This window comes from Paenibacillus maysiensis, assembly GCF_000520815.1.
Classification (GTDB): domain Bacteria; phylum Bacillota; class Bacilli; order Paenibacillales; family Paenibacillaceae; genus Paenibacillus; species Paenibacillus maysiensis.
This window is the reverse complement of sequence record NZ_ASRY01000289.1, coordinates 87,920-100,913: the sequence shown is the minus strand read 5'-3', so window position 1 is coordinate 100,913 and position 12,994 is coordinate 87,920. Positions and strand designations below refer to the sequence as shown.

At 47.9% G+C, this 12,994-nt stretch carries 15 protein-coding genes; 13 read left to right on the top strand and 2 right to left on the bottom strand.

From position 1 onward, the window contains the following. Positions 1-61: 61 nt before the first annotated feature. The gene (locus L696_RS0122175) at positions 62-1,147 is read left to right on the top strand and encodes a lactonase family protein (RefSeq protein WP_025685601.1); all 1,086 of its coding nucleotides are present in this window, start codon (positions 62-64) and stop codon (positions 1,145-1,147) included. Between the two features lie 63 nt (positions 1,148-1,210). On the opposite strand, the gene L696_RS31035 is transcribed toward L696_RS0122175, so the two are convergent. Together L696_RS31035 and L696_RS32820 are read right to left on the bottom strand one after the other, a co-directional pair. Further along, a complete protein-coding gene (locus L696_RS31035) occupies positions 1,211-1,444 on the bottom strand; it encodes a hypothetical protein (protein WP_025685600.1) in 234 nt (77 codons plus the stop codon). Positions 1,445-1,747: 303 nt separating this feature from the next. Continuing rightward, complete coding sequence (locus L696_RS32820; protein WP_425339341.1) at positions 1,748-1,843, bottom strand: MerR family DNA-binding transcriptional regulator; 96 nt, start codon at positions 1,841-1,843, stop codon at positions 1,748-1,750. Between the two features lie 141 nt (positions 1,844-1,984). On the opposite strand from L696_RS32820, the gene L696_RS32815 reads away from it, so the two are divergent. The 12 genes from L696_RS32815 (at position 1,985) to L696_RS0122100 (ending at position 12,944) form a co-directional block, all read left to right on the top strand. Beyond that, complete coding sequence (locus L696_RS32815) at positions 1,985-2,104, top strand: helix-turn-helix domain-containing protein (RefSeq protein ID WP_081750777.1); 120 nt, start codon at positions 1,985-1,987, stop codon at positions 2,102-2,104. Between the two features lie 305 nt (positions 2,105-2,409). After that, on the top strand, positions 2,410-2,739 hold the full coding sequence (locus L696_RS0122150; protein WP_025685597.1) for a hypothetical protein: 330 nt from the start codon (positions 2,410-2,412) through the stop codon (positions 2,737-2,739). A gap of 15 nt (positions 2,740-2,754) precedes the next feature. Next, positions 2,755-3,768: an aromatic ring-hydroxylating dioxygenase subunit alpha gene (locus tag L696_RS0122145; protein ID WP_025685596.1), complete on the top strand. Its 1,014-nt coding sequence runs from the start codon at positions 2,755-2,757 to the stop codon at positions 3,766-3,768. A gap of 30 nt (positions 3,769-3,798) precedes the next feature. Then, positions 3,799-4,845, top strand: coding sequence for an aromatic ring-hydroxylating dioxygenase subunit alpha (locus L696_RS0122140; RefSeq protein WP_025685595.1), 1,047 nt, complete (start codon positions 3,799-3,801; stop codon positions 4,843-4,845). A gap of 74 nt (positions 4,846-4,919) precedes the next feature. After that, a complete protein-coding gene (gene uraD / locus L696_RS32545; RefSeq protein ID WP_025685594.1) occupies positions 4,920-5,780 on the top strand; it encodes a 2-oxo-4-hydroxy-4-carboxy-5-ureidoimidazoline decarboxylase in 861 nt (286 codons plus the stop codon). Positions 5,781-5,828: 48 nt separating this feature from the next. Then, complete coding sequence (locus tag L696_RS0122130; RefSeq protein ID WP_025685593.1) at positions 5,829-7,220, top strand: allantoinase; 1,392 nt, start codon at positions 5,829-5,831, stop codon at positions 7,218-7,220. Then, positions 7,217-8,518: an allantoate deiminase gene (gene allC, locus L696_RS0122125; protein WP_049827488.1), complete on the top strand. Its 1,302-nt coding sequence runs from the start codon at positions 7,217-7,219 to the stop codon at positions 8,516-8,518. The genes L696_RS0122130 and allC overlap by 4 nt, the downstream gene beginning before the upstream one ends. Next, entirely contained in the window at positions 8,502-9,746 is a 1,245-nt protein-coding gene (locus tag L696_RS0122120) for a pyridoxal-phosphate-dependent aminotransferase family protein (RefSeq protein ID WP_025685591.1), read from the top strand. The genes allC and L696_RS0122120 overlap by 17 nt, the downstream gene beginning before the upstream one ends. A gap of 82 nt (positions 9,747-9,828) precedes the next feature. Beyond that, positions 9,829-11,247: an NAD(P)-binding domain-containing protein gene (locus tag L696_RS0122115; protein ID WP_025685589.1), complete on the top strand. Its 1,419-nt coding sequence runs from the start codon at positions 9,829-9,831 to the stop codon at positions 11,245-11,247. Positions 11,248-11,350: 103 nt separating this feature from the next. Next, the gene (locus L696_RS0122110; RefSeq protein ID WP_049827491.1) at positions 11,351-11,803 is read left to right on the top strand and encodes a nucleoside deaminase; all 453 of its coding nucleotides are present in this window, start codon (positions 11,351-11,353) and stop codon (positions 11,801-11,803) included. Positions 11,804-12,105: 302 nt separating this feature from the next. Beyond that, positions 12,106-12,261, top strand: coding sequence for a hypothetical protein (locus L696_RS31300; RefSeq protein ID WP_162833925.1), 156 nt, complete (start codon positions 12,106-12,108; stop codon positions 12,259-12,261). A gap of 173 nt (positions 12,262-12,434) precedes the next feature. Then, a complete protein-coding gene (locus L696_RS0122100; RefSeq protein WP_025685587.1) occupies positions 12,435-12,944 on the top strand; it encodes a hypothetical protein in 510 nt (169 codons plus the stop codon). The last annotated feature ends 50 nt before the right edge of the window (positions 12,945-12,994 follow it).

The window sequence follows — 12,994 nt, the reverse complement described above, 5'->3', positions numbered from 1 at the left end:
TTGAACCAGGAGCAATCATTCCAATTGCCCATTATTTTTCTAATTCGAGGAGGACACAACCATGACAGCACAACAAAAATTGCTCGTATTCGCAGGCTCTTACGCCGAATTGGAAGGCAGCGGAGTTTATGCGTACACTTTTAATGAAGAAACAGGGGTTCTTACATTACAGGATGAGTTCTCCGGATTGAAAAATCCAACCTTCCTGAATGTGGACGTAAAGAACCGGAAGCTGTATTCCATTGGAGAAACGACTTCTGCCGCTGGGGCGAAGGTGGGCGAAGCTACTGCTTTTGAAATTGATCCGGTCAAGGGAACATTTACATTGCTTAACCGGGCGGAAAACGTTGGCGCAACAACCTGTCACATTCAGCGTGATCCATCCGATCGCTACCTGATCGTAGTCAGCTACCACGGAGGTATGGTGGGACTGGTGTCTCTAACCGAGGATGGTCGGATCGGTGAGTTGCTGGATGTTAAACAGCATGAGGGCAAGGGAGCGCATCCTGAGCGTCAGGATCGTCCGCATCCACACTCCAGTTTCTTTAGCCCTGACGGTCGTTTCCTGTTCGTACAGGATCTCGGTCTGGATCTGATCCGTGTCTATACTATTGATGACAGCAAAGGACAACTGGTGCTTCATGGCGAAACGAAAACCCATGCAGGTGCAGGTCCACGTCACTTGACGTTCCACCCGAACGGTAAGTTTGCTTTTGTCATTAATGAGGTGGATTCTTCCATTACTTCTTTTGCGTATGACGCAGAAGCAGGCAAGCTTACTGAGCTTGAGAGCGTGCCTACATTGCCGTCTGATTTTACGGGCGAAAATACAACCGCTGAGATTGCTATTTCGGAGGATGGTGCTTATGTGTACGGTTCTAACCGTGGGCATGACAGCATCGTAGTGTTCGCTGTAGACGCTGCAACAGGCAAGCTGAGCCTGGTAGAGCATGTATCTGCTGAAGGCGAGCATCCGCGCCATTTTGCTTTGACTCCAAACGGAGATCATTTGCTGGTGGCAAACCGCGATACGAATAACATCGTTACATTTAAAGTGGACAAGGCTAGTGGACGACTGACCTACACGGGACAACAAGTAACTGTGTCCAAGCCGGTATGCGTGCAACCTTTTTACTTTTCTGTATAGCAATCCGGGGCTCACTTATGTGAGCCCCTTTTCCTTGATTTTCTGCAAGTCCTATTGTGAGAATCACACCATCTGTTCAACAAGAATCTGGATTTCATAGCAGGCCTCGTCTGGCTGATCTGTAAGAGAAATATCCACTTGAATAATATTCCATGCGCCGCCCAAAACTTTCCACCGATTTTTTTTGCAATACATAAGCAGTTTTTCAAGACATTCAATACAATTCACATGATTGAGCCCGGTGTAATAAGAGCACACATACGTACCGGAAGGGATTGCTTCGGTTGAATCCGTCATATTCAAAACAGCCGGGAAAGGGGGGGGGCGTCTTTCAGGGAGATTTCACAGGATGATATCCGATTTCCTGTAATCCTGCTTGAAGCGCTCGACCTGGGTTATCCGCGTTTTCAGGATGGAAGAAAATTGTTGCAATACAGCAATTTGTGGATCTATTTTTCCCAAAGCTCTTTGTATGTGCTCTATCGACTTCTTCAGATTACTATTTTGCATAAACTGTTTTATTTCTTCAATAGAGAGTCCGATCTGGCGAAGTTCCATGATCGTACCGAGAGCTTCATATTGTAATATCGAATAATGTCGTTAACCCGTTTTTTCATCTACCTGTGAAGGTTTAAACAAATCAATCTTGTCATAATACCTCAGTGTGTCCACGGATATTCCACGAAGTTTTGCCATCTCGCTTATATTCAGCTTCTCTTTACTCATTGGCAGGCACCTTATTTCAGTTGATTAATGTATATTATCTGACATGATTTCGATCGAAACATAGAAAAAAATCTATAATTTATAATTTTGTGTTAAATAAAGTGACATAAAATGGGGGCGGGATCTGTTCTGGAAGAGTTTGCTGATAGAGCAGGTTTATCTTCTTCCGCAATTGGCATGTATGAGCGTGGGCAGCGTGTTCCTCATATTAAAACTATATATTTTTGCTAAATTCTTTGAAGTGGATATAACTTATTTTTTTATAGGAATTACAGTATCTCAGGAGCAACTGAATAATGCGTTTGTCGCAACAATATGTAATATTTCCTCCCTAAAATATGTGAAGTCGAAGAAATGAAGGGTTATTATTTCCGCTTACAAATCTTTTAGTGTTAATTATATTGACACATTTTCTAAATTAGTCTTATAATGAGAAAAATAAATGAATTATATGTTATGAAAACTAACATATGTGGAGCGGACATCAATGAACCTAAAAATTTGCAGTGCGGGTACTTTGTGTGGAGTTTACCAATTTGTCTCCAGGTGATATCCCGGAGCAAATGGAGCAGAAACGCTGCATTGATTCGCTGGAGCTGGGCTATCTAGTTGAAATGATGCTTGCAGAATCGCTGAGCCGAAGCGGGATACCTGATCTGTTCGAGGAAGGAATCGTACCCGTGGACGATGAAGGGGCCATTCGTTATGCCAATGAATGTGGCAAAATTCTTCTGAACTCCAGCCGATCGGTGGTGGCGAATACCTTGGAACTGGAGGATGAGCTTCGGATCGGTACCAGAGTGTATGCCCGCAGCGACTTAAAGGATTTGCTCGCAAAGGCGAACGAGCAACGCTCCGGATTTTAAAAGGAGAAGGTGACTATGATGAAAGATCACATATTGGCAAAAGATTGGATAGCAGCAGTTTATTCTCAGGATATCGGAAGCGAACCGGTACCTGTTACGATTTTGGAAGAGAGGGTCGTCCTTTTCCGAACCCGGGACGGAGTTCAGGCATTTAAAGATTTATGCATACACCGGGGGGCGGCGTTGTCGCTGGGCAAAGTGGCAGACGATTGTATCGTTTGTCCTTACCACGGCTGGAAGTATGATGCGGAAGGAAAATGCGTCAAAATCCCTCAGCAGCCAGCAGGACAAACCATTCCTCCTAAAGCTAAAGCGGTGGTTTATTCCTGCACGGAGCAATACGGCATCATCTGGGTGAAACTTGATGCTGGTTCCGGGAACGAAGCTCCGGTCCCCTTTTATGAGGAATATGAGGATTCAACTTTTCAAACCGTACATGCGGAGCCGTATATCCTGCATGCAACTGCGCCGAGAGTCGTTGAAAATTTTCTGGATGCAAGTCATTTGGCTTTCGTTCACGACAGACTATTGGGCGACTCTGATTTTCCTGAAATACCACATTACAGCGTTTATTGGCATGAAAACCGCTACGTTTCCGACGAAATCGCCATTTACGCAGATGCGGACGGCTCGGGAAATTACGCAACGATTTACTATACGTTTGAAATTTTGCGGCCTATGACGGCAAGACTCAAAAAAGTGAACTATGAAAACAACCAGATTCTATCCATGTTATTTACAGCGCTTCCCCACGAAGAGAGAAAAACAGCTGTTTTTGCACTTATTTCTAGAAATTATGCATTAGACCAGTCTGACGAATATTTTCGGGATTTTCAGAAGCGGGTGATCGAGCAGGACGCGGGGATTGTAGAAAGCCAGAAGCCGGAGGAACTTCCTCTCGACTTACAGGCGGAGCTTCATTTGAAGGCGGACCGGGTCAGCATTGCTTACCGGGGGTGGCTGAAAGAGCTGGGTGTGACCTACGGCAGCGACGTTTCGGTTGTCTCTTCAAAGAACACTAGACTATAAAATCAATATACGGATAAGGAGAGTGCCATGATGGTACCTAAAGCTAAAAATAACCATTCTGAGGTTCAACTTCCGCGGGATTGCACGTTCACTCCGGAGGATTGGCAGGTGTTGGCCCAATATTGGTACCCGGTGGCGCAGGCAAGCGAAATCACGGATAAACCGGTTGGCGTAAAGCTGCTTGATGTGAAGCTCGTATGCTACCGTAGCAACGGCAAGTTGGTTGTCGCCCGTGACCTTTGCTTTCACCGAGGAGCTCCCCTTAGCAAGGGTTGGGTTGAAAACGGAGAAATTGTTTGCCCATATCACGGACTTCGTTACAACTGCGAGGGCAAATGCACATCAGTTCCGGCGCATCCCGACGCCAAAATTTCGCCTAAGCTGAAATTGATCACGTATCCCGTAGTAGAGCGATACGGTCTGATCTGGACATCTCTTACGTCCAGCGACGTGCAAATTCCCGAGTTTCCGGGATGGGATGACCCGGATTACCTGAACGTGCTGCCGCCGAGCTTCGACATTGTAGGTTCGGCAGGGCGCCAGATGGAAGGCTTCCTGGATGTATCGCACTTCGCCTTTGTGCATACCGATACCTTCGGAGACCGTGATAACCCGTTTGTGCCTCAGTACACTGTCAAGCGCGAAGGCAGCGGCTTGCTTGCCGAATATTGGAGCACGGTTAGCAATTACGGCAAAGGTCAGGACAATCTGGTCCCGGAAGGCTTTAAATGGCTTCGCGAATTTCGCGTATTTCCACCGTTCGCGGCTTCGCTTACGGTCTACTTTCCAAACGACGGCAAGCTAATGATCCTGAACTGTGCCTGCCCGGTATCGGCCCGCTACACCCGGTTATTTTGTCCGATTTCACGAAATTTTGATAAAGATGCATCCGTTGAAGATACCATCAAGTTCAATTTACAAGTGTTTCAGGAAGATCGAGAGATGGTAGAAGCGCAGACTCCAGAGGATTTGCCACTCGATTTGCAAGCAGAGGTCCATATTCCGGCAGATCGCACCTCTATCGCTTACCGGCAGCTTCTTAGCGAGATGGGGCTCGGCAGGTCCTATACAGCATAAAGGGAATTCTCGAAAATTGGAAAAGTGTCACAATGGAAAAATAACAACTGAAAAAGCATATGAAGGGGAGCAAAATGAAATTATCCTTGGATTCTATTAATCGAATGAATAGAGAGCAGTTTGTCGATGCGCTGGGATGGGTATTCGAGCACTCGCCTTGGGTGGCGGAACGCGCATGGATATCCCGTCCTTTTGCTTCTTTTGGGCAATTGTCCAGTAAATTGGAAGAAGCGGTGGAGCAATCTGCGCTTGATGAACAACTTGCCCTGCTCTGCGCTCACCCTGATCTTGCTGGCAAGCTGAAAATGACGGAGGTATCCGTTAATGAGCAGCGGGGCGCTGGCCTGGATGAGCTTTCTCCCGAGGATTATGAACAATTTAGGGCCAGCAATCAGGCCTACAAGGATAAATTCGGATTTCCTTTCATTATAGCCGTACGCGGCCTGAATAAAGATTCGATTTATGCCGCCTTGGGCAAACGGCTTGGTGGCGAATGGGATAAAGAGAGAATCCTGGCCTTGAAGGAAGTATTCAAGATTGCCCAATTTCGATTAAGTAACTTGATTACGAGTCCTAACGACGGAAAATTAACTACCCACGTGCTAGATGTGTCCTGCGGCACACCGGCGTCCGGAATGAAGCTTGAGCTGTGGGAGATCGGCGGTGAGGAGGGACGGAGGCTGCTGCGTTCTGTCGTAACCGATGCGGACGGACGCCTGGATGCGCCTCTGCTGTCAGGCGGCGAGTTGAAGGTGGGGCAGTATGAGCTGGTTTTTTACGTTGCCGATTATTTTCGGGAGAAGGGCTTGGCCGGGAAAGAACCCCCTTTTCTGGAGTGCATTCCGATTCGTTTCGGTGTGAGTGATGCGGGCAGCCATTATCATGTTCCGCTGCTTGTAGCTCCTGGCGGCTACAGCACGTACCGGGGAAGCTGATGAATTGAAACAAAATACTGTATTTTTTGTTAAGTGGGTGCATGGATTATGACGGAGCGTTTAGAGGTTATCATACGTGGAGGCCAAGTCGTTTTGCCAGATGGGGTATATGTTCTCGATATCGGAATTAAAAATGGAAAAATCCACGTACTCAGGAAATTGCTGGATCCATCGCGGGAATGCAAAGTCATTGATGCAAGCGGACAGTTTGTACTGCCTGGAATGATAGATGTTCATGTTCATTTCAACGAGCCGGCATTAGGTGATTGGGAAGGTTTTGTCAGTGGATCGGCATCGCTCGCTGCAGGAGGGTGCACCGCCTACATTGACATGCCTCTAAATGGCCGGCCGCCTACAACTTCATTAAGCGCATTAAATCAAAAATCGGCTTTGGCCTATGGTCAGTCGTACGTTGATTACGCGTTCTGGGGAGGACTTGTACCAGGAAATCTGAAATCACTAGAAGCTTTGGCGGAGGCAGGGGTTGCCGGATTCAAAGCCTTTATGTCCGACCCGGGAGGAAAAGGAGAGGACATTTTCCGGGGAGTCGATGATGTTACCTTATATGAGGGGATGCAGCGAATTGCTGCAATTGGCGGCATTCTTGCCCTTCATGCAGAAAGTGAGCCACTGGTAGCGGGGCTTGGCGCTGAAGCGCAGCATACCGGCAAAACCGGGTTTCGCGATTATGCGGCATCCCGGCCGGTACTTGCGGAATTGGAAGCCGTTCATCGTGCACTGTTTTATGCGAAGCAGACAGGTTGCGCGCTGCATTTCGTGCATATTAGCAATCCTCAAGCTGTAGAGCTGATTGATCAGGCAAAACGCACAGGCATGAATGTTACGTTGGAAACTTGTCCGCATTACTTGATGCTGACCTGTGATGATATGGGATCCCTCGGAACCATTTCGAAATGTGCCCCGCCGCTCCGGTCCGAAGCGGAACGGGAAGAGATGTGGAAGGCAATTGCTGCCGGGAAGATAGACATGATCGCTTCGGATCATTCACCGTGTCCGACCGAGTTAAAGCGATCCGACGACTGGTTTCAAGCTTGGGGAGGCATTTCCGGAGCACAGAGCTCGATGGAACTGATTCTGGATGAAGGACACCTGAAACGAAAGATTCCTTTACCCTTGTTATCTCGGCTGCTGTCTGAAAATCCGGCCCGCCGTTTTGGTCTATTTCCCTGCAAAGGCACGATTCAAGTAGGAATGGACGCAGATTTGACGATTTTCAACTTGAACAGTCCGTATACCTTGGCCGCGAATGATTTGTATTACCGTCATAAGCATAGTCCTTATGTTGGCAGGCAATTGAACTGCCGGGTAACTGCCACTTTATGCCGTGGTGAAGTGGTATATAGGTTGGGCGAAGGAGTTTCGCTGTCGAGAAAGGGAATGCTGCTGCATCCATTCAAACGTAAAGGGGGGGATAGATGATGAACAATGTCATACCACGCTTACCGCAAGAGCTGCCGGATATCAACCGATTAGCTGCTTCTATCGAAGAAACATTGCATTGGTTATCCGAATATGGTGCAGACGGCGGGGGAGGTATTACCCGGTTTCTATACTCGAATTCCTGGAAACAAGCGCAAACGGCTCTAAACGACAGGATGAAGCAAGCCGGGCTTAAGGTTTACTTTGATGAAGTGGGGAACCTTTATGGACGAATTGAAGGAACGGAACCGAATCGGGGAACGATTCTGACAGGCTCCCATATAGATACCGTCATAAATGGAGGCAAATATGACGGGGCTTTCGGCATTGCCGCAGGGTTAGCAGCTCTTCAGTTTTTATTGGAACGATACGGAAGACCGAAATGCAACCTTGAGATCGTCTCGTTCTGTGAAGAAGAAGGAAGCCGATTTCCGTTAACATACTGGGGTTCCGGTAATGTTTCAGGACGTTATTCGGTCGATCAAGTACCGGAAATATGCGACTCCGAAGGCGTTAGTTTAAGGGAAGCGATGATGTCGGCAGGATTTGGTTCCAAGGCGGGGCGCGCTGCAAAACGGGACGATATCCAAGCGTTTATCGAGCTTCATATCGAGCAGGGAAAGGTTCTTGAACGGGAAGAGAAGGGGATTGGGGTGGTCAAAGGCATTGTCGGGCAAAAGCGGTTTACGTGCGAGGTCACAGGCGAAGCAAATCATGCGGGAACGACGCCGATGGCCTTGCGGCGAGATGCGCTTGTGGGCGTATCCGAAATGGTTCAGTTGCTCGAAGGGCTGGCGCAAAGCTACGGCTCCCCGATGGTAGCGACCGTAGGAAGCTTGGAAGTGATCCCTGGTCTATCTAACGTGATTCCTGGCAAAGTCACGTTTACACTTGATGTGCGGCATTCGGATTCTATGGCATTATCCGCTTTTTGTCAAGCCGTGAAAATAAGCTTCGAAGAAGTTGCAGCCAGACGAGGGCTTATGCTGACCCTCAGCCAATGGATGAACGCAGAGCCGGTCATGATGGACGTAGAACTGACTCGAATGGTGGAACATATTTGTATGCATAGAAATTTGAGCTTTCTCAGCATGTTCAGCGGTGCCGGTCACGATACGCAAGTGATGCAGTCTGTCTGTCCAACCGCACTCGTATTTGTTCCTAGCCGCGGCGGCATCAGCCACTCTCCCGATGAATACACGTCCACGAGGGAGCTTGCTGCTGGTGTTTCCGTCCTAACCGATTTCTTGTATGTATTGGCCTATGACAGGGGGGAGCGCTTTGAAAATGTATCGTGATCTGTCACCGTCCCCTCGTACAATCATGACCCCCGGACCGGTGGAGGTGGATCCGCGTGTGCTGCGGGCGATGTCGTTTCCGATCTTGGGGCAGTTTGATCCAGAATTTACCGACATCATGAATGAAACGATGGACATGATCAGGGCGTTGTTCCAAACGAACAATCACTGGGCATTTTCGGTTGACGGTACATCTCGTTCCGGTATCGAAGCTGTGCTGACGAGCTTAATTGAACCGGGAGACCGTGTATTGGTTCCGATTTACGGCAGATTCGGCCATTTGTTGGTAGAAATTGCGGAACGCTGCGGAGCCGAGATCTCTACCATGGAGCAGGAATGGGGGCAAGTCTTTGATCCGGAGCAAGTGGTGAAAAGGATCCGTCAAGAGCGTCCGGATATTGTGGCGATCGTCCACGGCGAGACATCGACAGGACGTATGCAGCCGCTGAAGGAAATAGGGAAAGCTTGCCGGGAGTTGGATGTTCTTCTCGTCGTCGATGCGGTTGCGACGGTCGGTGGAACGAAGGTTGCGACGGATGAGTGGATGCTGGATGCCGTGATCGGAGGAACACAAAAATGTCTTTCCGTTCCGGCAGGCATGGCACCTGTTACCTATAATGAGCGGGCAGAAGCGAAAATATTGAAGCGAAAACGAATCGAACGTGGGCTTCGCGATCCCCAGACGGAAACCGGTTGGAGCGGTAAAGGAATTCAAAGTAATTATCTGGATTTAAGTCAGCTTCAGGACTATTGGAGTCCAGTCCGATTAAACCATCATACCGAAGCGACTTCGATGCTGTACGCCCTGCGGGAAGGCTTACGTCTCGTATTGGAAGAAGGGTTGGAGCAGCGTTTTGCCCGCCATCTCGAGCATGAAGCGGCATTGGTGGCTGGAATTCGTGCGATGGGATTAACGCTGTTCGGCGATCCTGGCTGCAAGATGCCGATGGTTACGTGCGTAAATATACCGGACGGCGTTGACGGCGAATCTGTTCGGAAGATGCTTCTTCACGAATTCGGCATTGAAATCGCCAGCTCGTTCGGGTCGCTCAAAGGGAAAATATGGCGGATCGGCACTATGGGATATAGCTGCAATAAAAAAAATGTGCTGCACTTGCTTGGAGCGCTTGAGGCCGCATTGCTCCGTCATCGCGTCCCCGTTCATATCGGAGCTGCTTCGCAGGCCGCATTGGACGTTTATAGCAGAAAGGCGAATACGAATGAATAAACCGGTAATCGGAACCAAAGTCATGGTCGTCAGCCCGATCGCTCTCTTTCGTCTTACCGACCGCTGAAAGGAATGAGCAATCATGAGCCTAGAGGCTTTAAACGAACGAGTAATAACCGATCTTTCGTATCTCAACTTCAGGGGACCTAACTGGGTTCGCCCACTGAGCCATCCTGAGGGACATGTCTATGACGTTGTGATCGTCGGCGGCGGACAATGCGGCTTGGGCGCAGCCTTCGGCCTTTTGCGAGAACGTGTTTCCAACATTCTCGTTATCGACGAAAACAAGGAAGGCTCCGAAGGACCGTGGGAAACCTATGCCCGCATGGTGACGTTGAGAACACCCAAATATTTGACCTCCATCGACCTGGGGATTTCTTCGCTGACCTTTCGCTCCTGGTGGGAGGCACAAGCCGGGCAGAAAGGCTGGGAAGAGGTGGTCAAGATTTCGCGGGGCGACTGGATGAATTACTTGCGCTGGTATCGAAAGGTCCTTGATCTGCCTGTCGTTAATGAGGTCAGGCTGAAGCAGATCGAGCCCGTGGAGGGTGGGGTTCACCGCCTGCATATCGAAGGGGCGAGAGCGTCATCTGCTCAATTGCTGTCACGCAAGGTTGTGTTGGCCACCGGTATTCAGGGCGGTGGAGAATGGTATGTTCCGCCCGTGATTGCTGATAAACTGCCGCACCACCTATATGCCCACACCTCGGAAACCATTGATTTTGATTCGCTGAAAGGCAAGAGAATCGCTATATTGGGCGGTGGGGCTTCGGCCTTTGATAATGCCAATTTCGCACTAGCCGAAGGAGTGGCTGAGGTCCATATTTTTGTCCGCCGAAAGGAACTGCCTAGGATCAACCCGATCCGTCAGATGGAATTGTCCGGCATGATTGAACGGTTTGCTACGCTGTCGGATGCCGAGAAATATGCGGTGATCGCCCATTTTTTCAAGCACAGTCAGCCGCCGACCAATGACACCTTTGAGCGCGCGGTTTCATGGCCCGGTTTCCAATTGCATTTGGGTGCGCCATGGCTTGATGTGGAGGCTGCGGACGAAGGGGCGACAGTGACTGTGCCTCAAGGCAAATTCACCTTCGATTTTCTCGTTATCAGCACAGGTCTCCTCTCCGATCCGGCTTTGCGACCGGAGTTGAGGCTTGTCGAAAGCCACATTGCGCGCTGGGAAGACCGCTATAAGGCCCCGAAAGCGGTAGCTAATCCTTTGCTTGATGCACATCCTTATTTGAGTCCGGGCTTTGCTTTCTTGAGCCGCGATGACAAGGACCCAAAACTGCTGAACGGACTTTTTGCTTTTAACTATGCTGCTTTGGTCAGTTGCGGGCTCTCGGCTTCTGCGATTTCTGGCATGAGATTTGCTATACCCAAGCTCGCGTCGGCAGTGGCAGATCAGCTATTCATCGATGATCGCGAAGAGATTCTGAAAGACTTCTTTGCCTATGATAAGGCTGAATTTGTTGGCGAGTGGCCGAAAAAGGCATGAACCAAGGGTTAAAACTCACACACGGCTGATACTATCGTTTTTATTGGATGAATGACCTTGAAATGAATAGCAGGAGGATGATACCGTGAGTAACGAAAACTTAATGAATCAAGCAATCCAGTTAGCCCAGCAAAATGTTGTTTCTGGTCATGGTGGCCCATTCGGTGCCATTGTAGTTAAGGATGGAAAAATTATCGGAAGAGGGGTTAATGAAGTTACCTCGTCCTGCGATCCTACAGCACATGCAGAAGTACAGGCTATACGAGAAGCGTGTAAGCATTTAAATGATTTTCAATTAAATGGTTGTGTGATCTATACAAGCTGTGAACCATGCCCAATGTGTATTGGGGCCATTTACTGGGCAAGACCTGATGCAGTCTACTACGCATGTACAAAAGAAGAAGCAGCAATCATAGGATTTGACGACCAATTTATATATGAGCAAATTGCTTTGCCTATGGAAGATCGTTCAATAATTATGAGTCAAATATACCCGCCCAAAAGCAAACTGCCTTTTGAAACATGGAGCATATCAGTTCAAAAAATAGAATATTAATACTGTCATGTACTGTCATGTACTGTCATGTACTGTCACGCTGCAAAATGCTTACTAAGCAATTAGTATCCTTTAAATCATAAGTCAACATTATTGCCACCATTGATTGAAGTTCGATGGTGGCTTTTTATGGTGCATGATCGTATGAACACTTCATTAGCATGTTTTTCTGTATGTTCTTCTAATTAAGATACGAATAATTTCGGCTGAAAAAGGGTACATATGTTATAAACAGAACAATGATGAGGCAAATTCAGGACAAGCTTGCGGATTGAATATATTTTACAAGAGGAGGAGCAGCTATGAAAATAATGATTACACAAAAGGAAGCTGCCGACAAAGGAATCTGGACAGAGATCATGGGTATGTTCGCTGTAACCAAAGAGGACGAGGTATGGCAAAATGAAGAGTTTATTCTCACCGAAGAACAGGCACGTCAGGTCGGATTGATCAAATAATAAGGCGTAAATAGGACATGTAAGCAAGTTTTAAGACCAAGTCTTAAAAAATCGTAACTTCTTTTTACGTATCTGATACACTTTTTAACCTTACAACGTTTATAGTAAGTACATAAGGGTAATGAAGCTTACAGACACCGTGTACATACCCTAACGGTAAGGAGAGATCAGACATGATGAAACTAGCTTCGAAATGGACCGTATTGGCTTTGATGATGATGCTGATTACGACGGCAGGGGCAACAGCACAAGGCTACACGCCAGTAGCACCTGCTGAAAATCAGGAGACCGTTTATATAAACCAAATGGAGATCCGTAACGGACAAATCTATTTGTCGGCTGACCCGATTGAATGGTATGAAGGTGCGGCAGCAGATAAGGCATTTTTGGAGCATGAAGGAGACACAGGGTTGGACGGAGCACCGGATGGCTACTATATCGTAAATAATTCCGTGCAAAATGACGTGTACCAGGTTGCGCCAGATGCTTCGGTAGAGGTGCAAATTTATGATCATACAGGTCATATAGAAGATACAGATGTGAAATGGAACGAATCGATCCCTCTGGCACAGTTTGAAAAAGATTTTGCAAAAAAAGATGTACTAGATCTCAGCCAATTTCCATACCATGTTACGCTGCGTGACGGTAGGGTCGTTAAAATCGTGCAGCAGTTTATTCCTTAACATACCAGGTATTGCATAACAAAACACGTGCTTTTCACTTGATTCATATC